Raw genomic sequence first — 24,431 nt, forward strand, 5'->3', positions numbered from 1 at the left:
CTTGTCCAGGCTGGAGCTTACCGGGGACCGCGTGGGGCAGGGGTGCGTGCCGCCACGGCCCGCACCCCTTGCTGACTACTTGTTGGTGGGGAACCCGAGGTTCACGCCGCCGTGCGAGGGGTCGAGCCACCGCGAGGTGACGACCTTGCCCCGCGTGTAGAAGTGCACGCCCTCCGCGCCGTGGACATGCGTGTCGCCGAAGAGCGAGGCCTTCCATCCGCCGAAGCTGTAGAAGGCCATCGGCACGGGGATCGGCACGTTGATGCCGATCATGCCGACCTCGACCTCGTTCTGGAAGCGCCTGGCGGCGCCTCCGTCGTTGGTGAAGATCGCGGTGCCGTTGCCGAACTCGCCGCCGTTGATGAGCTCCAGGCCCTCCTCGTAGGAGGAGATCCGCACCACCGACAGCACCGGGCCGAAGATCTCCTCGGTGTGCACGCGAGAACCCGGGGGCACGTGGTCGAGGAGGGTGGGGCCGAGCCAGAAGCCCGGCGTCTCCGCCGCCTTGCCGCCGCCGAGCACCGCGGTCTCGCGCCCGTCGATCACCAGCTTCGCGCCCTCGGAGACGCCCAGGTCGAGGTAGGAGGCGACCTTGTCGCGGTGCACCTCGGTGACCAGCGGCCCCATCTGGGAGCGCTCGTCGTCGCCAGGGCCGATGGTCAGCTTGGCGACCCTCTCCTCGATCTTGGAGACGAGCTCGTCGCCGACGGGGTCCACGGCCAGCACGACCGAGATCGCCATGCACCGCTCGCCGGCCGAGCCGAAGCCCGCCGAGACCGCAGCGTCGGCGACCAGGTCGAGGTCGGCGTCGGGCAGCACCAGCATGTGGTTCTTCGCGCCGCCGAGCGCCTGGACCCGCTTGCCGTTCGCGGTGCCGGTCTCGTAGACGTAGCGGGCGATCGGGGTGGAGCCGACGAAGGAGACGGCCCTGACGTCCTCGTGGGCCAGCAGCCTGTCGACGGCCACCTTGTCGCCCTGGACGACGTTGAAGACGCCGTCGGGCAGCCCCGCCTCCTTCCAGAGCCGCGCCATGAGCAGCGAGGCCGAGGGGTCCTTCTCCGAGGGCTTGAGGATGAAGGCGTTGCCGCAGGCGATCGCGATGGGATACATCCACATCGGCACCATCGCGGGGAAGTTGAACGGCGTGATGCCCGCCACGACCCCGACGGGCTGCCGGATGGAGTAGGAGTCGACCCTGGTCGAGACGCCCTCGGAGAAGCCGCCCTTCAGCAGGTGCGGGATGCCGCAGGCGAACTCCACGACCTCCAGGCCCCTGGCCACCTCGCCGAACGCGTCGGAGTGCACCTTGCCGTGCTCGGCGGAGATCAGCGCGGCCAGCTCGTCGCGGTGGGCGTACATCAGCTCGCGGAAGCGGAAGAGCACCTGCGCCCGCTTGACCAGCGACGCGTCGCGCCAGGCGGGGAAGGCCGCGACCGCGGCCGCGACGGCCGCGTCGACGTCGGCGACCGACGCCAGCGACACGTGCCCGCTGACCTCTCCGGTGGCGGGGTTGAAGATCTCGGCGGTACGGCTGTCGCCGTCCACCAGGGATCCGTTGATCCAGTGCTTAACGAGCTTCATCGTTGATGGTCTCCAGAGCGTTGACGATGATGCCGAGCCCCTCAGCGGCCTCGTCCATCGTCAGGGTGAGCGGCGGCGCCATGCGGATGACGTTGCCGTGGAGGCCGCCCTTGCCCGCGAGCAGGCCCGCCTTCTTGGACTCCTCCATGAACCTGGCGGCCAGCGCGCCGTCGGCCAGCTCCACCGCGAACATCAGGCCCTTGCCGCGGACGCCGGTGACGATCGGCAGCCGCTCGGCGGCCTCGCGCAGACCGTTGATGATCAGCGTGCCGGTGCGCTGGGCATTGGCCTGCAGGTCGTGGTCGAGCACGTAGTCGAGCGTGGCGTTGGCGGCGGCCATCGAGATCGGGTTGCCGCCGAAGGTGGCCAGGCCCACCGCGTGCAGGTTGTCGAGCAGGTCTCCGCGGGCCACGATGCCGCCGACCGCGAAGCCGTTGCCCAGGCCCTTGGCGAAGGTCATCATGTCGGGGGTCACGCCGTGGTTCTGGATCCCGAAGAAGGCCGAGCCCGTACGGCCCCAGCCCGTCTGCACCTCGTCGGAGATGAACAGGATGCCCTCTTCGTCGAGCACCTCCTTGTAGGCGGCGAACAGCCCGTCGGGGGCCATCGTGAAGCCGCCCACGCCCTGGATCGGCTCGGCGATCAGCGCCGCCACGTCGTTGGACACGGAGGTGGCCAGCACGTGGCGCAGGTCCTCGACGCAGACCTTGATGTAGTCGGCGTCGGACAGGCCCGCGAACTGGGGCAGGTGGCGGTCGGCGCCGTGCAGGAACGTCGCGTTGACCGGCGAGTAGGAGTTGTTCTTCCACGCCCGGTTGGAGGTGACGCCGATCGCGCCGAAGGAGCGGCCGTGGTAGCTCTGCCGCATGGCGAGCACCTGGTCGGACTTGCGCGCGTAGGTGGCCAGCAGCAGGGCCGTCTCGTTGGCCTCGGTGCCCGAGTTGGTGAAGAACACCTTCGCGTCGGGGATGCCCGAGAGCCTGGCGATCTTCTCGGCCAGCTCGACCTGGCCGCGCAGCAGGTAGACCGTACTGGTGTGCACCACGCCGGTGGCCAGCTGACGCTCGACGGCCTCACGCACCTCGGGCACGTCGTACCCGATCATGTTGGTGAGGATCCCGGCGAAGAAGTCGAGATAGCTCTTGCCCGAGGCGTCGACGACACGGTTGCCCTTGCCGCTGACGATCTCGATGGGCTCGTTGTAGTAGAGGGCCACCCAGTTGGGGATTACCGCCCTGTGGCGCGCGAGAAGGTCCGACATGCTACGAGTATCCCGGTTATCCACCCCGCATCCCACCTCCAAACTGTCGGCATGACGCGACATCGGCTTACACATTGCCCTCACAGAATATGTCTGGACATAACGACGTCCAACGGGCCCTCTCGAACACCCCTCCCCTAGGGGATGTCCCGTGCACCTGGCGACGTACGCCGGAGGCCCGCACTACATCGCGAGAGGCATGCCCATTGCCCTCCGGCGGCGGACGCCGGGGCACCCGCCCGTCGAGCACGATCAGGTCATCGAACGAAGGAGACAGAGATGACCATCACGATCGACCGCCCCGAGGCCCCCGCGGGACCGCCCAAGCTCGACCGCGACGCCCTCCGCCGCGCCCAGGCCGAGACGCTCGACACGCCGCGCATGGCCTACAGCCTGCTGGCCAAGATGATGTTCAAGCCCGTCGACCTCATGTACGGCAAGCAGGGCTCGTTCACCAAGTTCGCCATGCTCGAGGTCATCGCCCGCGTGCCGTACCAGGCGTGGGAGCGGATGGGCTACTGGGCGGTGCACCGTTACGCGGGCAGGTCGGCCCTGGCCAAGAGGGTGTTCGAGCGGATCGTCGAGGCCCGCGCCGACCAGGACAACGAGCAGTGGCACCTGCTGATCATGCAGGACCTCATCCAGCGCAACGGGATGAGGCAGAACTGGCTGCTGCACAAGGTGGCGCCGTGGTTCATCTCGTTCTTCTACTACCACGTCTCGTGGGTGCTGTTCCTGGTCAGGCCCGAGGCCTCGTACCGGCTGAACGCGGAGTTCGAGGACCATGCCGAGCACGAGTACATGACCTTCGTGGCCGACAACCCCGACCTGGAGTTCATGCCCGACCCTGGGACGTACGCCGACGAGTACGGGCGCTACCGGTCGGTGGCCGACCTGATGCGGCAGATCGGCCACGACGAGCGCGTTCACAAGCTGGCCAGCCTGGAGAACGTCAAGGACCCCCACTGGGCCCCCAGCCGGTGACGTCCGCTCGCCGGCCGCGGCGGGGAGGCCGGGCCACGGTGAAGGCTGCCGCATGGTTCCAGGTGACGCGTTCGCGTCAGGCACGAACGACGCTACGTCGACCGCGTCCAGGAAACCGCCACGTCAGGGCCGCCCGCCGTTCAGAAGGGGCGGCCTCCAGGCTCCACCGTGAGGCCGATGTCCGGCAGGCCCAGCCAGTCCAGCCGGACCGACGCGGCCCGCGCCCGCTCCTCCAGCTCCAGCCGCGCCTTGTACACGCTCAGCAGCAGCGCCTGCAGCGAGTCGACGCCGAACGCCGCCCCGACGCCCTCCTCGCCCAGGCCCAGGATCTGATGGGGGCAGCGCCAGTCGCCGTGCTCACTCAGCGCGTCGGGACACGGCCGGCCGAACCTGACCGTCACCCGGGTACGCGCCCCGTCCGCCGCCACGGCCTCCACCTGCCGCTCGGCCATGACCTCACCGATCTCATCCATCATGTCCATGCCCCTCAGTCTGCAGACTGCCATCCCTGAGCGAGCTGAACCGTTCACGGTGACACGTCTGGCGAGGGAAAGGCCGCGTCGGCTCCGGAAACGCGCCTGGTCGGAGCGAACGCCGATGTCCAGGCCACTTCGCCGGTCGATTGATGGCCACGTTCCCGCCTACGCCGTCTTCGGCCACCGGAACCGGCCGCGCCTGCGTTAGAGCGGGCGCGGAACGCACCGGATCGCGTCCTTCGCTTCCCTGGCTGTTCAGGTTCCCGCTGCGCCGTAGATCTCACGGTGCCACAGGTCTTCGCAGACCCGCTCGATGCCGGCGAGCAGGTGGCGGCGGTAGGTGGTGAAGGGCAGGCCGAGGCGTTCGGCGGCGATCTCCTGCGTCGGCGCCCCGTGCAGGTACGTGGCCGACAGGGCCCGGTGGAACTTGACCGCCCGCGGATCCTCGCCCACGTCGGCCACGGCCTGGTCGAGGAGTTGTCGCAAGGCGGCGGCCGGGTCGGAGCCGGTCTCGATGACGATCCTGCTGCTGGTGAGCGGGTTGCCTGCCAGCTCGCCCGGCCGCGACAGGGTCTTCAGCGCCCTGCGTACGGCCTCGGCGAACTCCGCGCGCGACAACACGGCCAGCGCGGGTGCCGGGGCGGCCGGGGTCTCCTCCGAGCCGGTGAGCAGCAGCCGATTGAGCCGGTCCAGCCACGCCTGCGCCGGGACGGCCCGCCAGTCGTGCGCGAACAGGGCCCACTCGGTGCCGCCGAGCCAGGCATGTTGCCCTATGTCGTGGATGTCGTAGTAGCGCAGGTAGTCGCGCATGGGGTCATCGTGCCGCATGGCCATGAACGACCAGGCCATGCGGTCGGCGCGCAGGCAGTAGCCGATGGACCGCCACTGGATCAGGTCCGTCACCGGTGACATGCCCTGGTAATCCGGCCGGGTCCAGGTCCGGCCGACGGCCAGATGCTCGCCAGGCCGCAGCGGTGCGAGGGCGCGGGCGTTGGCCCAGGCCGTGGCGACGATCGGGTCGGCCGCCTCCTCGTCGGAGGGCTCGGACAGCCGCAGCCAGGAGCAGGCGGCCACCATCTCGCCCGTCGCCGTGCGCCGGTAGAGGCGGAACGACTCCGGCCGGCGGACGGACCAGAACGCGACGGCGGCGGCCGACTCCTCGCCCTCCACCTCGGCGGCCAGCCGTACCAGCGCTTCGGCGTCCCGCGGCCGGAAGGCGTCCTCGTACACCTCGCCGTCGCCGCTCCAGCTCTGGAACTCCGCGGTCGATCCGACCGTCCGGTGCAGGAAGAACAGCGAGCCGACGGCGCCCAGCACGTCGGCGTCGCTCGCGGCGCGGAGGCGTGCGGCGAGGTGGGCGTTGATGCGCTCGTGCATGTCGGCATACCCCTGCGGGTCGCGCCAGCGCAGGTCGGCCTCCAGCACCTCGCGCACCACGTCGTGCGGGAACAGCCCGCGCGGCGACGACTCCGCGAACGGCAGCCGCCGCAGCCAGGCGAACAGCTCCGCGGCGTCGTCCGGCAGCACCTCGCGCAACAGATCCTCGGTCGTCACGTACGTGTGCGCGCACACCTCCAGCGCGTGCCGGTGCGCCGCACTGGGCACCTCGCCCACGAGCTGGTCCAGCAGGGTCGCGACCACGTCCTGCTGAGGCGTCCAGCGCGAGCTCGCCTTGCGGTCGCGGACCGCCACCGCGGCGCCCAGCGACAGGGCCAGCGGGTGACCGCCGGCGAAGGCCAACAGCGGCTCGCGCAGTTCATCGCTCACGCCGCGTGCGTCCAGCAGCGCCTCCGCCTCCGCCGGCCGCAGGTCGCGCAGCGGCAGCACGCGCAGCGCGCCGGCCCAGGGCCGGGTCGGCCTGCCACATCAGGTCCGGCGGCACGCGCCCGGCCACCACGACCACCGCGCCGACCGGCAGGCGGGGCAGGAACCGCTCGCGCAGCCAGCCCTCCAGGCCATGCACGCGCTCGAAGGTGTCGATGAGCAGCACCGCGCCCTCGTCACCGAGCACCGACGCGGCCTCGGCCTCGAAGGAGGCCGGCACCGGATCGAGCGTGTGCCCGTCCACCGTCGTGACCGATCGCCCGATCGCGGCCGCGTGCTCGGCGAAGCGGCGCAGCAGCGTGGACTTGCCGACGCCGCCGGGACCGTACACGTACACGACGCTGCAGCCGCCGCGCAGCGCCGCGTCGAAGACGGCGAGTTCCTCCTCCCGCCCCACGAAGGCCCGCTCCCGCGCCGCCTGCAGGCGGCGTCCGAGAACCAGATCATCGCCCCCATGCATGGAGCAACTGTAGCTTTCCTGCGATCTCTGTCGTGTCTGGTGATCGGCGACTGAGCGGAGACCTACCTGGTGAACGAGCGGCACTCCGGACGGCCGTGGGGTCACACCTCGGCCGGCACCGGAGCCGTGGGGGCCTTCGAGCGCAGGACGGCCATCGCCAGGCACGCCGCCGCCACGCACGACACCGCCCCGATCCACGACCCCGTCGCCATCGCCGTGCTGAACGCCTCCCTGCCCGCCGCCACCTCGGGCCCGAGCAGCACGGCGTTCGCGATCGACTCCTGGGCCGCCTCGGGCGCGGTCGAGGGCATCGCCGAGGTGTACACCCCCGCCAGCACGCTGCCGAGCGCCGCGATGCTGAGGGCCATGCCCACCTGCTGGATGGTGTCATTGAGCGCCGACCCGACACCGGCGTGCTCCATCGGCACCGCCCCCATGAGCGTCGCGTACGCCGCGGGCCCCGCGATCCCGCCGCCCGCGCCCATGACGAGGAAGGCCACGAACAGCGACCAGTAACCGGTGCTCATGGCCATCACCACGAACGACACACCCATGATCAGCATGCCCGCGACGATCAGCGTCTTGTTGCTGGCCTTCTGCCCGAGCGCGGCGCCCACGCCGTTGAAGATCGCCGCCGAGACCGCGTACGGCAGCAGCGCGAGCCCCGCCTGCGCCGCGCCGTACCCGAGCACGAACTGCAGGTACTGCGTCAGCATCAGCATCACCGCGCCCGACCCGAACGACATCAGCAGGATCGAGAACGACGACCCGCTGAAGTTGCGGCTCCTGAACAGGCCCAGCGGCAGCATCGGGCTGGCCGACCTGCGCTCCCACATCAGGAAACCGCCGAGCGCCAGCACGGCCACGGCGATCATGACGGGGTTCCACGTCCGCTCGATGACCACGTAGACCAGCGAGACCAGGCCGACGATCGAGAGCACCACGCCCAGCGGGTCGAGGCTGCGGGCCGGTCCCTTGGTCTCGGGCATCAGCACGAGGGCGGCGATGATGCCGACCACCGCGATGGGGACGTTGAGCAGGAAGACCGAGCCCCACCAGTAGTGCTCGATGAGCAGGCCGCCCACGATGGGCCCGGCGATCACGCCGATCATCGCGACGGCGCTCCACGCGGCCATGGCCTTGCGCCGCTCGTCGTCGTCGAAGGTCGTGATCAGGATGGACAGGGTCGAGGGCATGAGGATCGCCCCTCCCACGCCCATCAGCCCTCTGGCGGCGATGAGCTGCCAGGGTTCGACGGCCAGCACGGCCACCAGGGAGGCGCCGCCGAACAGGGCGAGGCCGATGACGAGGAAGCGGCGCCTGCCGTACCGGTCGGAGAGACTGCCCGCGGTGAGCAGCAGGCCCGCGAAGACCAGCACGTAGGAGTCGAGGATCCACTGGATCTCGGAGGGGCTGGCGCCCAGGTCCTGCATGAGGGTGGGGATCGCCACGTTGAGGACGGTGCTGTCCACCACGAGCGGCATCAGCGCCAGGCAGAGGACGACGAGAGACCACCAACGACGAGGGTCTCGTACAGTGTTCGAGTTCACTCGCACACTGTACGACAAGCTCGCACACTGTGCGAGCGGATTTATGCTGGTCCTGTGACCGCCAAGCAGTTCGCCTCCGTCTGGACTCGTGAGCCCCGCCAGGGGAAGGCGCAGGGCCTGACCCGCGACCAGATCGTCAGGGCCGCGATCGAGATCCTGGACGCCGAGGGCCTCGACGCGCTGAGCATGCGCAAGCTCGGCGCCAGGCTCGGCGCCGGCGCCACGAGCCTCTACTGGCACGTGGCCAACAAGGACGAGCTGTTTGAGCTGGTCTACGACGAGGTCTGGGGCGAGATGTCGGTCCCCGACCCCGACTCGGCCGGCTGGCGCGACACCGGGTGGGCCTTCGCGCACGGCATGCGCAAGGTGATCCTGCGTCATCCATGGCTCGCCGGACTGCTCGGCAAGTTGCCCGCCATCGGCCCCAACGCGCTGCGCGCGGCCGAACTGCTGCGCAAGGGGCTGCACCAGGCGGGCTTCCGCGGCCTCGAGGAGGACTACGCGGGGGCGGCGATCACCGCTTTCGTCTTCGGCTCGGCCATCCCCGAGGTGGTGTGGACGAACGCGGCCGCGGAGAAGAACTACGACGCAGAGAGCATGCGCGAGGCCGTCAAGACAGCCGCGGCCGACTATCCCGACCTCATCGCCCGCGCGGAGGAGTACGCCGCCCACGAACCCGCGGCGGTCCGCGAGATGAACTTCGCCTTCGGACTCGCCTGCGTGCTCGATGGCCTTGAGAGGCGGCTGGTCACGTAGCAGGATCGCCAGCATGAGCGATTTCCGCGCCGCCAGAGACTTCCTGCTGCAGGCTGACTACGCCACCGCCCGCCGCGACTTCCGCTGGCCCAGGCCCGCGGAGTTCAACTGGGCGCTCGACTGGTTCGACGGCGTGCTGGCCGCCGAGACCCCCGACGCCGTCGCGCTCAAGATCGTGGGCAGGGTCTCCTACACCTTCGCCGAGCTGTCCAGACGCTCGGGTCAGGTCGCCAATCGGCTGCGCGAGCAGGGCGTACGGCGTGGCGACCGCATCCTGCTCATGCTCGGCAACCAGGCCGAGCTGTGGGAGGCGTTGCTGGCGGCGATGAAGCTCGGCGCGGTGGTCATCCCCGCCACGACGCTGCTGTCGGCCAAGGACGTCGCCGACAGGGTCGAGCGCGGCGCGGTCGCGCACGTCATCGCCAACGCGGCGGACGCGGCCAAGTTCACCGGCGGGTCGTACACGAAGATCTCCGTGGGTGAGGCGGAGGGCTGGCTGCCGTTCTCCTACGGGGAGGAGGGCTTCACGCCCGACGGCGTCACCCGCGCGGACGACACGCTGCTGCTCTACTTCACCTCGGGCACGACCTCCCAGCCCAAGCTGGTCGAGCACACGCACCTGTCCTACCCCGTCGGTCACCTGTCGACGATGTACTGGATCGGCGTACGGCCCGGCGAGGTGCACCTCAACGTCTCCTCCCCCGGCTGGGCCAAGCACGCGTGGAGCAACGTCTTCGCCCCGTGGAACGCGGGCGCGACCGTGCTCGTCCACGACTACCAGCGCTTCTCCGCCGCCGAGCTGCTCGAGGTGCTCAGGACGGAGAACGTCGCCACCTTCTGCGCGCCGCCGACGGTGTGGCGGATGCTCATCCAGGAGGACCTCGGCGCGTGGCGGCTCCCGCTGCGCACGGCGGTCGCCGCGGGTGAGCCGCTCAACCCCGAGATCATCGACCAGGTCGCCAAGGCGTGGGGCATCACCATCCGCGACGGCTACGGCCAGACGGAGACGACCGCGCAGATCGGCAACGTCCCCGGCCTGCCCGTCAAGCCCGGCTCGATGGGCCTGCCGCTGCCCGGCTACGACATCGCCCTGCTCGACCCGGTGACCGGTGAGCCTGGCGACGACGGCGAGATCTGCCTCCCGCTGGACGACCGCCGCCCCCTCGGCCTCATGTCCGGATATGTCGGGCGGGAGAGCGACCAGGCCGGCTACTACCACACCGGCGACGTGGCCAGCCGCGACGCCGACGGCTACATCACCTACGTCGGCCGCACCGACGACGTCTTCAAGGCCTCCGACTACCGCATCTCGCCGTTCGAGCTGGAGAGCGTGCTGCTGGAGCACGAGGCGGTGGCCGAGGCCGCGGTCGTCCCCGCCCCCGATCCGGTACGGCTGGCCGTACCGAAGGCCTATGTCAGGCTGGCCCCCGGCTTCGAGCCGACGGCCGAGACGGCCCGCTCGATCCTGTCGTACGCCCGCGAGCATTTGGCCCCCTACAAGCGCGTGCGCCGCCTGGAGTTCGGCGACCTCCCCAAGACGATCTCCGGCAAGATCCGCCGCGTTGAGCTGCGGGAACAGGCGCCCGCCCACGAGTACACCGACGATGATCTGAGGGCGTGAATCCGGTACGCGGACATAGAATGGTTCGCGCGACATCGTGTAAATGTCGTGGTAGCCATAGTTACATCCTGATCGGATAGGCTCCACACGTGCTGCCCACTATCTCCGACGTTCTGTCCCTGGAGACCGTTCGCAGGGGCAATCCCCGCGTGGTCGCAGGCGCGGATCGGCTCGACAGCCGGGTGCGGTGGGTGCACGTGGGCGAGATCGCCGACATCGCACACCTGCTGCGCGGCGGCGAGCTGGTTCTGACCACCGGCGTCGCCCTGCCCGAAGATCCCGAGAAGCTGGCCGCCTACATCGGCGAGCTGTCGGCCGTCGGCGCCGCCGGGCTGGTCGTGGAGCTGGGCCGCAGATTCGTCCGCGAGCTGCCGCGCGCGGTGGTCAAGGCGGCCGAGGAGCACGGCCTGCCGCTGATCGTGCTGGCCCGCGAGACCCCCTTCGTGCAGATCACCGAGTCTGTCCACGCCAGGATCATCGACATCCAGCTGGAGGAGCTGCGCGCCTCCGAGCAGCTGCACGAGGTCTTCACCGAGCTGTCGGTGGAGGGCGCCTCGCCCGCCGAGGTGCTCGCCCAGGTCTCCAGGCTCTCCGGCCGGCCCGTGCTGCTGGAGAACCTCGCCCACCAGGTACTGGCCTGCGAGTCGGCGGGCCGCGACACCGGTGTGCTGCTGGCCGGATGGGAGTCGAGGTCGCGCGCGGTCGCCCCGCAGGAGCGCACCTCCTACGACGCCTCCTCGGGCTGGCTGGTCACCACCGTCGGCGCCCGCGGCCAGGACTGGGGACGGCTCATCCTGCTCTGCGACGCCCCGCCGGGCCCCCGCGAGATGGTGCTGGCCGAGCGCGCCGCCACCACGCTGGCGCTGGGCCGCCTGCTGGAGCGCCACCAGGAGTCGCTCGAACGCCAGGCGCACGGCACGATCATCACCGGCATCCTCACCCACGCCTACGCCGACCCGGACGAGGCCGCCGCCCGCGCCCGCGCGGTGGGCGTGCCGCTCACCGGACGCAAGCTGGTCAGCGTGGTCCTGCGCCTGGTCGACCCCGTCGACCAGGCCCTCGACGGCCAGGCACTGCTCGGCGAGCTGGCCGAGGCCACCGCCTCGGTCTGCCGCGACGCCAAGCTGCCCGCCCTCGTCGGCGCGCTCGACCAGGACCGCGTCGGTGTGCTGCTCCCGCTGCCGCCGCGCACGCAGGTCGAGCCGGCGCTCACCGCGCTGGCCGAGCGCCTGCGCGCGATGTGGAAGCCGGGCTCGACGTTCGTGCTGGCCGCGGGCTCCGCGGTCGAGTCCGTCCGCGACGTGCGGCGCAGCTTCCTCGAGGCCGAGCAGGTCGCCGACGTGGCCGTCCGCCAGCCCGACGGCAGGCCCTACTACCGCCTGCCCGACCTGCGCCTGCGCGGCCTGCTCCATCTGCTGCGCGACGACGCCAGGATCCAGACGTTCGCCGAACGCGAGCTGGGGCCGCTGCTCGCGCACGACGCCCAGCGCGGCGGCGACCTCACCCGCATCCTGCGCATCTACCTCGACGCCGGACGCAACAAGGCGGTCGCCGCCCAGAAGGCGCACCTGTCGCGCCCCGCCTTCTACGACCGGCTTCGCCGCCTCGAGCGCATCCTCGACACCGACCTCGACGACGTGGAGTCGTGCCTGTCGCTCCACGTCGCCCTCCTGGCCCTCGAATCCTTCCGCAGGGAGAACCGTTGATCCGCGTCATGCGCGTCGCCGACGTCCGGCTCGAACCCGATCCGCTCGACCCCTCCCAGATCGTCTCCGGCACCCCCGTCACCTCGGTCGCCGAGCTCGACGAGGGGCGCGGCATCTGGGAGATCACCCCTGGCGTGGTGACCGACGTGGAGCGCGACGAGATCTTCGTCGTCCTGTCGGGGCGGGCCACGATCGAGACCGACGACGGGCAGCGCGTCGAGGTCGGCCCAGGCGACGTGTGCCTCTTGCCCGAGGGCGCGAAGACCACGTGGACGGTGCACGAGACCCTGCGCAAGGTCTATCAGGCCCACTGAGCAGGTCCTGCTCTGGTTGTTCGCCGGCCCACGTTCGACAGGTGACGAGGCTGGCTCAGGCAGTGGGCCGATCGCCACCCGCGTCGGCTAGAACCCCATGGCCTGCCTGACCTCCTCCAGCGTCAGCACGGCCCGCTCCCTCGCTCTGGCGTTGCCGGCCGTCAGCACCTCGCGCGCGTCGGCGGCGTCCAGCGAGGACCTCAGCTTCCTCATCGGGTGGAGGAACTCGTTGACGGCCTCGGTGAGCAGCCGCTTGAGCCGCGCGGCTCCGCCGTCCCCGATCTCCTCGGCGATCTCCTCGGGCGCGCGGCCGAGGCAGAGCCCGGCCAGCGTGAGCAGGTTGGCCACCTCGGGCCTGCGCTCAGGGTCGTAGGTGATGTGCCGGTCGGCGTCGGTGCGGGCGGCCCTGATCACGGCCGCGGTCTCGTCCGCTGTGGCCTTCAGCGCGATCGCGTTGCCCCTGCTCTTGCTCATCTTGCCGCCGTCGAGGCCCTTGAGCAGCGGAGCCGAGCCCATCATGGCCTCGGGCAGCGGGAAGACCGGGGCGTAGCGCTCGTTGAAGCGGCGCGCGACCAACCTGGTCACCTCGACATGCGGCAGTTGGTCCTTGCCGACGGGCACCAGCGTGCCCTTGCAGAACAGGATGTCGGCCGCTTGGTGCACGGGGTAGGTGAACATCAGCCCGCTGACCGCGCTCTGCGAGCTGTGCGCGATCTCGTCCTTGACGGTCGGGTTGCGCTTCAGCTCCGCCACGCTGACCAGCGAGAGGAACGGCAGCAGCAGCTGGTTGAGCTCGGGTACGGCGCTGTGCTGGAAGATCGTCGCCTTGGCCGGGTCGAGCCCTATCGCGAGGTAGTCGAGCAGCAGCTCGGTGATGTTGTGCTGGATCCGGCCCGGCACGTCCCTGTCGGTGATCACCTGGTAGTCGGCGACCAGGACGTACATCCGATGGAGCTCCTGCAGCCGCACCCGGTTGGCCAGCGTGCCGAAATAGTGGCCCAGGTGGAGCGGGCCTGTCGGGCGGTCACCTGTGAGCACGGTGTGGTTCATTCCGGGGTCCTTTCGCAAGCGTCCCCAGAGACCACGAAAGGCCGTCCGGAGACGGCCTTCACGCATGTGGAAGTCAGGGGCCGTCGGGCGGCCACCACCACATGCCGATAGTCATGACCCCATTATAGGGCGCAAGCCGCACTGGACCCAGATTCCGTACGGCTTGCGCCCGGCTCGTTGTTCACCTGCCGTGATCCCGCGTCGCGTCGGCGTGGATCGTGTCGTCCGCGCAGATGTACATGTCCCACCGCCGGGGACGCGCCACGAACGCGCCGAGAATGAATCCCAGGACAACGCTCGCGATGATCACAAGGAGGATGCTCAGCCCCATGTCGGCTGCCTCTCGGGATGATGTGCCGCTCGAACTCATTGGAAAGCGGCTTACCGAAAGGTAACCCCGGATGGTCACCCACCGCAGCTGAATCCCGGCATTGTCGTGTCAATTAGGTAACTGTCTTACCTGGTCTGCGTGTTCGGCTGACTGGGCGCTGTTGATCTCGCCAGTATGGATCGGTTGCCGTCCTTCTGGGGAGTTTTTCATGTCTCGACGCACCCTCGTCGGCCTTGCCATGGCCGCCGCTCTCACGGTCACCGTTGCGGTGCCCGCCACGGCAGAGGAGGTGTCGGCCCCCTTCCCCTCGACGAGGTTCCCCCTCGGCGAGCGCGGGCTGCCGGCGAAGACGCACAAGAGCGTCGGCGGCGGCATCGACCTCTACAGCGTCGCGACCGGGACCGCCAACGACGGCTACACCGTCACCGTGCTGATGCCCAGCGGGCGCGACTACGGCAGACGCGAGACCGCCGAGGCGAAGGCCGCCGAGGTGGAGGCGGCGGGCCAGACGGCCAGCGTGCAGCGCGTGGTCCGTCCCGCCGTCTCGGACGATCCGTCCGAGGAGATCTTCATGGTCCGCGTCGGGCTCTGGCCGCTGAAGGACAAGGACAAGGCCGTCAAGGCGGCCAAGGAGCTGTCCGACGCGGGGGTGAAGGCCCGCGCCGACTACCTCGGCGACGACGGGGTGAAGACGACGGGCCCGTGGCAGATGCAGGTCCTCACCGTCGACCCGCGCAGGTTCAAGGGTTCCTACGCCGCGAGCCTCGGCACGAGCGTCGCCAAGCGTGAGACCACCTCCTCGATGGCCGGTGCGCGGAAGGCGATCGCCGCCGTCAACGGCGGCTTCTTCAACATCCACACCTCTCCGGCGCTGCGCGGAGAGCCCGTCGGCATCTCCGTGGTCGGCGGCAGGCTGCTCAGCGAGGCCGTCCCCGGCCGCTCGGCCGTCGTCCTCAAGGGCCGTACGGCCCGCATCACCGAGCTCACCACCAAGATGTCCGCCATCTCCCAGGACGGCACCCGCCTCGACATCAACGGCGTCAACCGGCTCGGCACCACGGACGAGCTCATCCTCTACACCGAGGAGTACGGCGCCAAGACCCCGGCCAACGGCGGCGCCGAGGCCGTCCTCGACGCCTCAGGCAAGGTCATCGCCCTGCGGACGGCGGGCGGCGCCGTACCCAAGGGCGCGCGGATCCTGCACGGCGCGGGCGCGGCGGCCGACTGGCTGTGGGAGCACGCGTGGGAGAAGTGGAGCGTGACCGTCGACACCAAGGTCATCGACGAGCGCACGGGGCGCAGGATCGCCCTGACCCCCGACGTCAGCGTGATCGGCGGCGGCGTCGGGCTCATCCGCAACGGCCGCATCAAGGTGACCGCCAAGCGCGACGGCCACGACTCGGTCAACATGATCCTCCGCCGCCACCCGCGCACCCTCCTCGGCGTGACGAGGTCGGGCGGGCTGGTGCTCGCCACGGTCGACGGACGCAAGCCGGGCATCACGGTGGGCGCGAACATGATCGAGGCGGCGCAGCTGATGAAGTGGCTGGGCGCGGTCCAGGCGATCAACCTGGACGGCGGCGGCTCGACCGCGATGGTCGTCGGCGGCAAGGTCGTCAACCAGCCCTCCGACGGAGGAGAGCGCGCCGTGGGCGACGCCCTCCTGGTCCTCCCCTGACCCGCTGCACCGGGGTCGCTCCCTGAGTCTCCGCCGGCGCCTCCTTCGAGGCACCGGCGGCTTCCAGGGGCCTCCCCCGGAGGCCGCCGGTTCCGGGGGCCTCCCCCTCCGATCTCTAGGAAATGCCGCCTGGGCCCCGCGTCATCAGCCGTTTCTCCTCGTGGCGTCGCCGATCCTTCGGGGTGTCCTTGAGGTTCCGCCGATCGCCAGGGCATGCCGCCGGTCTCCCTGCACTACCGCCGGGAGCCGCGGGGTCCCCGGCGATCTCTTAGGGGCTCGGTCGGCAGCCCCGATCTGAGCCATGTCGCCGGGACGGTTTCGACTTCGCTCAGCGGCGATCTCAGCCCAGCGACCCGAGCCGGCCCAGTCACTTCAGCGAGACGACTTCAGCTCGGTGATGAAGGCGCCGACATACGGGTGCGCGGGGTACAGCTCCCGCACCCGGTAGAACCTCTCCAGCGCCCGGCTGTTCCGCCCGGCGAAGTAGTCGTCGAGCGCCGCGTCGTACACCTTGGACGTCTCCGACATCACCGGCGCCACGCCCGCCGCCGCCAGCCGCTTCCTGACGACGCCCACAGGAAGCACGAAGCTCGCGTTCTCCGTGTCCGCGCCGTCCACCTGCCGGGCACCCGCGATCAGGGTGCCGACGACCTTCCCCTCCTTGCTGAACACCGGTCCGCCGGAGTTCCCTCCGTAGGACGGCGCCTGCGCCTGCAGGTACGGCACGCCGCTCACGGTCGTGCGCTTCACGTTGTACGCGCCCTCGGTCAGCGACGGATACATCCTCGACCGCTCGTCCAGCGTCGCGTTGAACACCGTGATGCCGGGGAACCCGCTGATGTAGAGGTAGTCGCCCACCCTGACATCGCCGTCCCGCCCGAGCGACAGCGTCGGGAGGTTACGCGCCCCCTTCATCCGCAGCAGCGCGAAGTCCACCCCCGGATAATCGCTGCCCTTGGCGACCAGCCCGAGAGCGCGAACGCTGATCCTGCCCTTCCCGTCGTGCATCTTGACGGCGAGCCGCTTCCGCACGCCCGTCACCCGCATCACCTTCAGGTCGTAGGCCGTGAACAGCGTCCTGGCCAGCTTCGCCATGCCGTCGTCGGGCTGGGCGAACCCCGCCACGCTCTTGAGGAAGCCGCGCACGTCAGCCTCGATGACCTTGGGTAGCGCCAGTTCGGCGAACCGCTGGCGGAGAAGGGCGTTGTCCGTGGCCACGCAGTGCGCCCCGGTCACCATGTAGCCGTCCGGCGTGATCCACCAGCCCGTGCAGATGGAGCTGACCTCGGTGGCCGCCTTCCTGGCGGGCTTACCTGGCACGAGGTACTTTCCCACGTTCCGCGACGCCGTCCTGAGCACCCACTTGACCTGGCTCTGATGGTCAGCCGGGATGCGACCGGCCTTCGCGTGCTTCTCCGCCTTGGCGAACAGCGCGGTGAAAGCCGCGGTGGGGGCGGGCGAGGGAACCATGACCGTCCCGCTGTAGGACATCCCGATCAGCTGGACGGCCGGGTTGGTCCTGGCCGCGAGCCGGGTGCCCACGGCGATGTCTCGCGGGCGCGGGTCGGCATGCGCGATCCCCTGCGCGAGTGTCGCTGCTGAGAGTGCCATGGCGATGGCTGTTGCTGGTACACGTCGACTGCGCATGGTCCCGCCCCTTGGATACGTCGTTGGAGCGAGCGTGCGGCGAGGAGCTTACAGACGACCGACGTCCGGTTTCGAACGCCTTGCGAGGCGCTTCACCACCACACCGGGCCACCTCGGGTTCCCCGGAATGTCGATCAGAAGCGTGTGGCGGTGATGGTGCCCGCCAAGCCCATGAGCCCGACGTGGCTGTCCGAGGAGAACGGCGGCCGAGCGGCGGTGAAGCTGCATGTACCGTTCGAGGGGGATATCCGCCTGATTGGAGAAGCGCGCACGAAGCAAAAGCCCGCCTGGACAACAGAAAAGCCCCCGAAATGCAGAAAGGCCCCACCCAACGGGTGAAGCCCTTCCATACAAAGATTGCGCGGCGGCGACCTACTCTCCCACACCCTCCCGAGTGCAGTACCATCGGCGCTGCAGAGCTTAACTTCCGGGTTCGGAATGTAACCGGGTGTTTCCTCTGCGCTATAACCGCCGCAACCCTACGAGACCATTTGTTGTCTCAGAATTGCTTAGTGGACGCGAGCAACAGTGCTTAATGAAAAGCGTGCTTTGTGGTCAAGTCCTCGGCCTATTAGTACCGGTCAGCTCCACACGTTACCGTGCTTCCACCTCCGGCCTATCAACCCGGTCGTCTACCGGGAGCCTTACCCACTCACGTGGTGGGAGACCTCATCTCAAGGCGAGCTTCCCGCTTAGATGCTTTCAGCGGTTATCCCTTCCGAACGTAGCCAACCAGCCGTGCACCTGGCGGTACAACTGGCACACCAGAGGTTCGTCCGTCCCGGTCCTCTCGTACTAGGGACAGCCCCTTTCAAGTCTCCTGCGCGCGCAGCGGATAGGGACCGAACTGTCTCGCGACGTTCTAAACCCAGCTCGCGTACCGCTTTAATGGGCGAACAGCCCAACCCTTGGGACCTACTCCAGCCCCAGGATGCGACGAGCCGACATCGAGGTGCCAAACCATCCCGTCGATATGGACTCTTGGGGAAGATCAGCCTGTTATCCCCGGGGTACCTTTTAGCCGTTGAGCGACGGCGCTTCCACATGCCACCGCCGGATCACTAGTCCCAGCTTTCGCTCCTGCTCGACCCGTCAGTCTCACAGTCAAGCTCCCTTGTGCACTTACACTCGACACCTGATTGCCAACCAGGCTGAGGGAACCTTTGGGCGCCTCCGTTACTCTTTAGGAGGCAACCGCCCCAGTTAAACTACCCACCAGACACTGTCCCCGATCCGGATCACGGACCAGAGTTAGACGTTCAAAACGACCAGAGTGGTATTTCACCAATGACTCCACCCGAACTAGCGTCCGAGCTTCACAGTCTCCCACCTATCCTACACAAGACGTTCCAAACGCCAATGTCAAGCTGTAGTGAAGGTCCCGGGGTCTTTCCGTCCTGCTGCGCGTAACGAGCATCTTTACTCGTAGTGCAATTTCGCCGGGTCTGCGGTTGAGACAGCGGGGAAGTCGTTACGCCATTCGTGCAGGTCGGAACTTACCCGACAAGGAATTTCGCTACCTTAGGATGGTTATAGTTACCACCGCCGTTTACCGGCGCTTAAGTTCTCACCTTCGCGCATTGCTGCGCTAAGCGGTCCCCTTAACGTTCCGGCACCGGGCAGGCGTCAGTCCGTATACATCGTCTTACGACTTCGCACGGACCTGTGTTTTTAGTAAACAGTCGCTTCCCCCTGGCCACTGCGACCCCCACCAGCTCAGAAAGCTAGTTTCGTCACCAGCAGAGGTCCCCCTTCTCCCGAAGTTACGGGGGCAATTTGCCGAGTTCCTTAACCACAGTTCACCCGATCGCCTCGGTATTCTCTACCTGACCACCTGAGTCGGTTTAGGGTACGGGCCGCCACAACACTCGCTAGAGGCTTTTCTCGGCAGCATAGGATCATCCACTTCGCCACAATCGGCTCGGCATCACATCTCAGACTATATGAGGGACGGATTTGCCTATCCCTCGCCCTACATGCTTACCCCAGGAACAACCATCGCCTGGGTTGGACTACCTTCCTGCGTCACCCCATCGCTTACCTACTACCCGATCGGATCGAGCGTTCAGCCTCACCACTTGTCCCGAAGGACGCTGCGGGGCTTAAGGACTCTTAGCATCACGAGGTTCGATATGGGCGTGTTAAAGCGGGTACGGGAATATCAACCCGTTGTCCATCGACTACGCCTGTCGGCCTCGCCTTAGGTCCCGACTTACCCTGGGCGGATTAGCCTGGCCCAGGAACCCTTGGTCATTCGGCGGCAGGGTTTCTCACCCTGCATTCGCTACTCATGCCTGCATTCTCACTCGCACAGCCTCCACAACTAGATCACTCTGCTGCTTCGCCGGCTGCACGACGCTCCCCTACCCATCAACAAGAACACCTTCTCATCAATGCCACGACTTCGGCGGTGTACTTGAGCCCCGCTACATTGTCGGCGCGGAATCACTTGACCAGTGAGCTATTACGCACTCTTTCAAGGGTGGCTGCTTCTAAGCCAACCTCCTGGTTGTCTCTGCGACTCCACATCCTTTCCCACTTAGCACACGCTTAGGGGCCTTAGTCGGTGATCTGGGCTGTTTCCCTCTCGACTACGGAGCTTATCCCCCGCAGTCTCACTGCCACGCTCTCACTTACCGGCATTCGGAGTTTGGCTGACGTCAGTAACCTTGTCGGGCCCATCGGCCATCCAGTGCTCTACCTCCGGCAAGAAACACGTGACGCTGCACCTAAATGCATTTCGGGGAGAACCAGCTATCACGGAGTTTGATTGGCCTTTCACCCCTACACACAGGTCATCCCCCAGGTTTTCAACCCTGGTGGGTTCGGTCCTCCACGAGGTCTTACCCTCGCTTCAACCTGCCCATGCGTAGATCACTCCGCTTCGGGTCTACAGCATGCGACTCAAACGCCCTATTCAGACTCGCTTTCGCTACGGCTCCCCCACACGGGTTAACCTCGCCACACACCATAACTCGCAGGCTCATTCTTCAAAAGGCACGCAGTCACATCACACACCAGCAAGCTGATGTAAGCTCCTACGGCTTGTAGGCACACGGTTTCAGGTACTATTTCACGACCCCTCACCGGGGCACTTTTCACCTTTCCCTCACGGTACTAGTGCACTATCGGTCATCAGGGAGTATTTAGGCTTACCAGGTGGTCCTGGCAGATTCACACAGGATTTCTCGGGCCCCGTGCTACTTGGGATCCCCTCAAACAGCCCATCCGATTTCGCCTACCCGGCTCTCACGGTCTACGGCGCCCCTTCCCAGAGGCTTCAACTATCAGACAGGTTTCTCACTGTTTGTGGTCTCGGCAGAAACCACCAGAGGGTCCCACGACCCCGAACATGCAACGCCTGCCGGCTATCACACATGCCCGGTTTAGCCTCATCCGCTTTCGCTCACCACTACTCACGGAATCACTGTTGTTTTCTCTTCCTACGGGTACTGAGATGTTTCACTTCCCCGCGTTACCACCAACCGCCCTATACATTCAGGCGGAGGCAACACCACATGACTGGTGCTAGGTTTCCCCATTCGGACATCCCCGGATCAACGTCTGGTTGGCGACTCCCCGAGGCTTAACGCAGCCTCCCACGTCCTTCATCGGCTCCTGATGCCAAGGCATCCACCGTGTGCCCTAAAAAACTTGGCCACAAAGATGCTCGCGTCCACTATGCAAATCTCAAACAACAAACAGCAACCACATCCCGACCCGGCAAAACGCCCGGCCGTTCCATGGCCCTGCATGAGGCGGAACAGAAGGATCAGGCCACCATGCGAAACCCGCAGCGGGTGGCCCCATGATCCGGTCCGTTTCCTCAGGACCCAACAGTGTGTCCAACCAGTTCCAGCCCCCTCGCGGCCGTTCCCACTCCCTCCGAAGAAGGCGGTACTAACCCGCAGGCAACCAGACCTGGTTGAGTAGCCAGTGCTCCACTAATGAGCTGCCGAGCATCAGACGTTCGCTGATGACCTCGACGTAGACCGATCAAGACCGGTCGCTGCTCCTTAGAAAGGAGGTGATCCAGCCGCACCTTCCGGTACGGCTACCTTGTTACGACTTCGTCCCAATCGCCAGCCCCACCTTCGACCGCTCCCCCCAGCAAGCTGGTTGGGCCACGGGCTTCGGGTGTTGCCGACTTTCGTGACGTGACGGGCGGTGTGTACAAGGCCCGGGAACGTATTCACCGCAGCGTTGCTGATCTGCGATTACTAGCGACTCCGACTTCATGGGGTCGAGTTGCAGACCCCAATCCGAACTGAGACCGGCTTTTAGGGATTCGCTCCACCTCACGGTATCGCAACCCTCTGTACCGGCCATTGTAGCATGTTTGCAGCCCAAGACATAAGGGGCATGATGACTTGACGTCATCCCCACCTTCCTCCGAGTTGACCCCGGCAGTCCCCCATGAGTCCCCAGCACGCCGAAGCGCCTGCTGGCAACATGGAGCAAGGGTTGCGCTCGTTGCGGGACTTAACCCAACATCTCACGACACGAGCTGACGACAGCCATGCACCACCTGTCACCCAGTCCGAAGAGGGCCACATCTCTGCAGCTTTCCGGGCGATGTCAAGCCTTGGTAAGGTTCTTCGCGTTGCGTCGAATTAAGCAACATGCTCCGCCGCTTGTGCGGGCCCCCGTCAATTCCTTTGAGTTTTAGCCTTGCGGCCGTACTCCCCAGGCGGGGCGCTTAATGCGTTAGCTCCGGCACGGAGATCGTGGAAGATCCCCACACCTAGCGCCCAACGTTTACAGCGTGGACTACCAGGGTATCTAATCCTGTTCGCTCCCCACGCTTTCGCTCCTCAGCGTCAGGTAAGGCCCAGAGAACCGCCTTCGCCACCGGTGTTCCTCCTGATATCTGCGCATTTCACCGCTACACCAGGAATTCCGTTCTCCCCTACCTACCTCTAGCCAGCCCGTATCCACCGCAGACCCGCAGTTAAGCTGCGAGCTTTCACGGCAGACGCGACAAGCCACCTACGAGCTCTTTACGCCCAATAATTCCGGACAACGCTTGCGCCCTACGTATTACCGCGGCTGCTGGCACGTAGTTAGCCGGCGCTTCTTCTGCAGGTACACGTCAACTTCGTCCCTGCTGAAAGAGGTTTACAACCCGAAGGCCGTCATCCCCCACGCGGCGTCGCTGCGTCAGGCTTTCGCCCATTGCGCAATATTCCCCACTGCTGCCTCCCGTAGGAGTCTGGGCCGTGTCTCAGTCCCAGTGTGGCCGGTCGCCCTCTCAGGCCGGCTACCCGTCGTCGCCTTGGTAGGCCACTACCCCACCAACAAGCTGATAGGCCGCGAGCCCATCCCCAACCGAAAAGACTTTCCACCACCACCCGATGCCGGGGGCGGTCGTATCCGGTATTAGACCCAGTTTCCCGGGCTTATCCCAGAGTCAGGGGCAGGTTGCTCACGTGTTACTCACCCGTTCGCCGCTCGAGTACCCCGAAGGGCCTTTCCGCTCGACTTGCATGTGTTAAGCACGCCGCCAGCGTTCGTCCTGAGCCAGGATCAAACTCTCCAAACAATGTTTGAGAATTTCTCCCGGCTGAAACATGAATGTTCCAACCAAAGGAATCCGTCCAATGGACGGGGTTGTGCATCATGCACTGGCTTTTAACACACTGTTGAGTTCTCAAGAAACGGACGCATTCACCGTCACCTGCCCGGTGGCACTCGCTTCGTTATGTCCTTATTCTTTCAGCCCTTCCGATTGGTGTCAAATTCAGTGATTTGACTTCATCGGTTTGACCTGCGGAAATCCAGACCGCCCCGTTTCCGGGGCAACCCCTCTAACTTACGCCGACATCTGATTCCTGTCGAATCAGACTCACCCGCGAACATGACGATCGAAGGTGCGGAGTTGGTCAAGGAGGTTTCCCTGGATGGTCGGCGATCATCGCCGACCGGTTGGGACTGGTGAACTCTATGTACGACCCCGCCAACCGTCAAATCGACGCTCTGCCGTACAGGTAGAGAGGGTTCAGCTACCTGTCGTAGTGGATCGGGCACTTTGGGCGGTGTTCGCATGGGATGCCGGGGTATGTAGGCGAAATGAACGATCACTCGGCCCCGCGGGCGCTGATCGTCCTGCTCACGGCGGCCGGGGCGGTCGTCACGCTGTTCGGGCTGCGCGAGGTCGCCTCGATCGTCGGCCCCCTGGTCCTGGCGCTCGTGCTCGTGATCGCCGTCTCCCCCGTACGGAGGTGGCTCGGCTCGCGCGGCGCTCCCATCTGGGCACAGGTGGCGGTGCCGTTCCTGATCGTGGTGCTCGTCCTGCTCGGGATGGTCGGGGTGCTGACGATCTCGATGGCCCAGCTTGCCGGGATCCTCCCCACCTACGCCCCGGAGTTCCAGCAACTTCTCGCGGACGCGCAACGTTTCGCCACCGAGCACGGCATCAGCAACGCGCAGCTCAACCAGGCGATTCAGTCCTTCGACCCGGGCAAGGTACTGAGTCTCGCCCAGGCGTTGCTGGCGAGTCTGCTGGCCGTCCTGTCGGGTTTGTTCCTGATGGTGGTGCTCCTGCTGGCGATGTCCCTCGACGCGCCGGTGATGGCGAAGATCCTTGATTCGGGCAGGCAGCACAGACCCGCCCTGGTCTCCTCCCTTGCCACCTTCGCCGGAAAGACGCGGCGATATCTGCTGGTCTCCACGGTCTTCGGGATCATCTGCGCCGCGTTCGACGTGGCGGCGTTGGCGCTGCTGGGCGTCCCCTTGCCACTGCTCTGGGGAGTGCTGGCGCTCATCACGACCTATATCCCGAACATCGGCTTCGTGCTCGGCCTGCTCCCACCCGCGATGCTCGCCCTGCTCGATGGTGGTGTGCGGCAGATGCTCCTGGTCATCGCCGCCTACTGCGCCATCAACGTGGTGTTCCAGTCGTTCATCCTGCCGAAGTTCCTCGGCGACGCGGTGGGGCTTTCGACCACGATGACCCTGTTGTCGCTCATCGTGTGGACGTTCGTGCTGGGGCCGCTCGGGGCGGTGCTCGCGATCCCGCTCAGCCTGCTGGCGCGCGCCCTGCTCATCGACAGCGACCCCAGCGCCCGCTGGGCCGCCGCCCTCGTCTCGGGCGACCCGTCCCCTCGCCCGACCGGCTCTCCGTAACCTTTCCGTTCCCGCATCTTCCGGTACGGCGAAGCCACCCACAGCCCACCGCGGTCACGTGGCGGGC

General features: G+C 67.0%; 16 protein-coding genes and 3 rRNA genes. 7 read left to right on the forward strand and 12 right to left on the reverse strand.

Annotated features, from left to right (window positions below; translation table 11 throughout):
* Window positions 1–75: 75 nt before the first annotated feature.
* Complete coding sequence (locus FHR33_RS17065; RefSeq protein ID WP_183648504.1) at window positions 76–1,581, reverse strand: CoA-acylating methylmalonate-semialdehyde dehydrogenase; 1,506 nt, start codon at window positions 1,579–1,581, stop codon at window positions 76–78.
* Entirely contained in the window at window positions 1,568–2,842 is a 1,275-nt protein-coding gene (locus FHR33_RS17070) for an aspartate aminotransferase family protein (RefSeq protein WP_183648507.1), read from the reverse strand. The genes FHR33_RS17065 and FHR33_RS17070 overlap by 14 nt, the downstream gene beginning before the upstream one ends.
* A gap of 279 nt (window positions 2,843–3,121) precedes the next feature.
* On the opposite strand from FHR33_RS17070, the gene FHR33_RS17075 reads away from it, so the two are divergent.
* A complete protein-coding gene (locus FHR33_RS17075) occupies window positions 3,122–3,826 on the forward strand; it encodes an alternative oxidase (protein WP_183648511.1) in 705 nt (234 codons plus the stop codon).
* 140 nt (window positions 3,827–3,966) lie between these two features.
* On the opposite strand, the gene FHR33_RS17080 is transcribed toward FHR33_RS17075, so the two are convergent.
* The 4 genes from FHR33_RS17080 to FHR33_RS17095 form a co-directional block, all read right to left on the reverse strand.
* Window positions 3,967–4,308 carry a DUF6968 family protein gene (locus tag FHR33_RS17080; protein WP_183648513.1) on the reverse strand — a complete coding sequence of 114 codons (342 nt, stop codon included), beginning with the start codon at window positions 4,306–4,308 and terminating at the stop codon, window positions 3,967–3,969.
* A 249-nt stretch (window positions 4,309–4,557) separates the two neighbouring features.
* Window positions 4,558–6,129 carry an ATP-binding protein gene (locus FHR33_RS17085; protein ID WP_183648516.1) on the reverse strand — a complete coding sequence of 524 codons (1,572 nt, stop codon included), beginning with the start codon at window positions 6,127–6,129 and terminating at the stop codon, window positions 4,558–4,560.
* Window positions 6,059–6,586 carry an ATP-binding protein gene (locus FHR33_RS17090; RefSeq protein ID WP_183648519.1) on the reverse strand — a complete coding sequence of 176 codons (528 nt, stop codon included), beginning with the start codon at window positions 6,584–6,586 and terminating at the stop codon, window positions 6,059–6,061. Before FHR33_RS17090 ends, FHR33_RS17085 begins: the two co-directional genes overlap by 71 nt.
* A gap of 101 nt (window positions 6,587–6,687) precedes the next feature.
* Complete coding sequence (locus FHR33_RS17095) at window positions 6,688–8,136, reverse strand: MFS transporter (RefSeq protein ID WP_312895570.1); 1,449 nt, start codon at window positions 8,134–8,136, stop codon at window positions 6,688–6,690.
* Window positions 8,137–8,190: 54 nt separating this feature from the next.
* Here FHR33_RS17095 and FHR33_RS17100 point away from each other — a divergent pair, with 54 nt between their 5' ends.
* The 4 genes from FHR33_RS17100 (at window position 8,191) to FHR33_RS49125 (ending at window position 12,533) form a co-directional block, all read left to right on the forward strand.
* Entirely contained in the window at window positions 8,191–8,892 is a 702-nt protein-coding gene (locus FHR33_RS17100) for a TetR/AcrR family transcriptional regulator C-terminal domain-containing protein (RefSeq protein ID WP_183648522.1), read from the forward strand.
* 13 nt (window positions 8,893–8,905) lie between these two features.
* On the forward strand, window positions 8,906–10,513 hold the full coding sequence (locus FHR33_RS17105) for an AMP-binding protein (RefSeq protein WP_183648525.1): 1,608 nt from the start codon (window positions 8,906–8,908) through the stop codon (window positions 10,511–10,513).
* A gap of 89 nt (window positions 10,514–10,602) precedes the next feature.
* A complete protein-coding gene (locus FHR33_RS49120) occupies window positions 10,603–12,219 on the forward strand; it encodes a PucR family transcriptional regulator (protein WP_312895571.1) in 1,617 nt (538 codons plus the stop codon).
* Window positions 12,216–12,533: a cupin domain-containing protein gene (locus tag FHR33_RS49125; protein WP_246451980.1), complete on the forward strand. Its 318-nt coding sequence runs from the start codon at window positions 12,216–12,218 to the stop codon at window positions 12,531–12,533. The genes FHR33_RS49120 and FHR33_RS49125 overlap by 4 nt, the downstream gene beginning before the upstream one ends.
* 87 nt (window positions 12,534–12,620) lie before the next feature.
* Here the strand turns inward: FHR33_RS49125 and trpS are convergent, their stop codons facing one another.
* A complete protein-coding gene (gene trpS, locus FHR33_RS17115) occupies window positions 12,621–13,583 on the reverse strand; it encodes a tryptophan--tRNA ligase (RefSeq protein WP_183648529.1) in 963 nt (320 codons plus the stop codon).
* 181 nt (window positions 13,584–13,764) lie between these two features.
* Window positions 13,765–13,914: a hypothetical protein gene (locus tag FHR33_RS17120; protein WP_183648531.1), complete on the reverse strand. Its 150-nt coding sequence runs from the start codon at window positions 13,912–13,914 to the stop codon at window positions 13,765–13,767.
* Between the two features lie 208 nt (window positions 13,915–14,122).
* On the opposite strand from FHR33_RS17120, the gene FHR33_RS17125 reads away from it, so the two are divergent.
* Complete coding sequence (locus tag FHR33_RS17125) at window positions 14,123–15,592, forward strand: phosphodiester glycosidase family protein (protein ID WP_183648535.1); 1,470 nt, start codon at window positions 14,123–14,125, stop codon at window positions 15,590–15,592.
* Window positions 15,593–15,964: 372 nt separating this feature from the next.
* Here the strand turns inward: FHR33_RS17125 and FHR33_RS17130 are convergent, their stop codons facing one another.
* From FHR33_RS17130 to FHR33_RS17145, 4 genes are all read right to left on the reverse strand, one after another.
* Window positions 15,965–17,203 (reverse strand): S1 family peptidase, encoded by a 1,239-nt coding sequence (locus FHR33_RS17130; RefSeq protein ID WP_183648538.1) that lies wholly within the window; start codon window positions 17,201–17,203, stop codon window positions 15,965–15,967.
* 395 nt (window positions 17,204–17,598) lie between these two features.
* Window positions 17,599–17,715 (reverse strand): 5S ribosomal RNA (rrf, locus tag FHR33_RS17135).
* Between the two features lie 75 nt (window positions 17,716–17,790).
* Window positions 17,791–20,899, reverse strand: a 23S ribosomal RNA gene (locus tag FHR33_RS17140).
* 360 nt (window positions 20,900–21,259) lie between these two features.
* Window positions 21,260–22,781: ribosomal RNA gene (locus FHR33_RS17145) — 16S ribosomal RNA — on the reverse strand.
* Together the 16S, 23S and 5S rRNA genes form the textbook arrangement of a ribosomal RNA operon.
* Window positions 22,782–23,308: 527 nt before the next feature.
* Between FHR33_RS17145 and FHR33_RS17150 the strand changes: the two genes are divergently transcribed.
* Entirely contained in the window at window positions 23,309–24,364 is a 1,056-nt protein-coding gene (locus tag FHR33_RS17150) for an AI-2E family transporter (protein WP_183648540.1), read from the forward strand.
* Window positions 24,365–24,431: the final 67 nt, after the last annotated feature.

Origin of the sequence: Nonomuraea dietziae, assembly GCF_014195505.1 — a bacterium.
Lineage (GTDB): Bacteria > Actinomycetota > Actinomycetes > Streptosporangiales > Streptosporangiaceae > Nonomuraea > Nonomuraea roseola.

What these genes read in the sequence shown, in the direction of transcription:
- FHR33_RS17150 (WP_183648540.1), top strand. Translation starts at nt 23,309, where the DNA reads ATGAACGATCACTCGGCCCCGCGGGCGCTGATCGTCCTGCTCACGGCG.
- FHR33_RS17080 (WP_183648513.1), bottom strand. Translation starts at nt 4,308, where the DNA reads ATGGACATGATGGATGAGATCGGTGAGGTCATGGCCGAGCGGCAGGTG.
- FHR33_RS17105 (WP_183648525.1), top strand. Translation starts at nt 8,906, where the DNA reads ATGAGCGATTTCCGCGCCGCCAGAGACTTCCTGCTGCAGGCTGACTAC.
- trpS (WP_183648529.1), bottom strand. Translation starts at nt 13,583, where the DNA reads ATGAACCACACCGTGCTCACAGGTGACCGCCCGACAGGCCCGCTCCAC.
- FHR33_RS17065 (WP_183648504.1), bottom strand. Translation starts at nt 1,581, where the DNA reads ATGAAGCTCGTTAAGCACTGGATCAACGGATCCCTGGTGGACGGCGAC.
- FHR33_RS17070 (WP_183648507.1), bottom strand. Translation starts at nt 2,842, where the DNA reads ATGTCGGACCTTCTCGCGCGCCACAGGGCGGTAATCCCCAACTGGGTG.
- FHR33_RS17075 (WP_183648511.1), top strand. Translation starts at nt 3,122, where the DNA reads ATGACCATCACGATCGACCGCCCCGAGGCCCCCGCGGGACCGCCCAAG.
- FHR33_RS17120 (WP_183648531.1), bottom strand. Translation starts at nt 13,914, where the DNA reads ATGGGGCTGAGCATCCTCCTTGTGATCATCGCGAGCGTTGTCCTGGGA.
- FHR33_RS17130 (WP_183648538.1), bottom strand. Translation starts at nt 17,203, where the DNA reads ATGGCACTCTCAGCAGCGACACTCGCGCAGGGGATCGCGCATGCCGAC.
- FHR33_RS17125 (WP_183648535.1), top strand. Translation starts at nt 14,123, where the DNA reads ATGTCTCGACGCACCCTCGTCGGCCTTGCCATGGCCGCCGCTCTCACG.
- FHR33_RS17090 (WP_183648519.1), bottom strand. Translation starts at nt 6,586, where the DNA reads ATGCATGGGGGCGATGATCTGGTTCTCGGACGCCGCCTGCAGGCGGCG.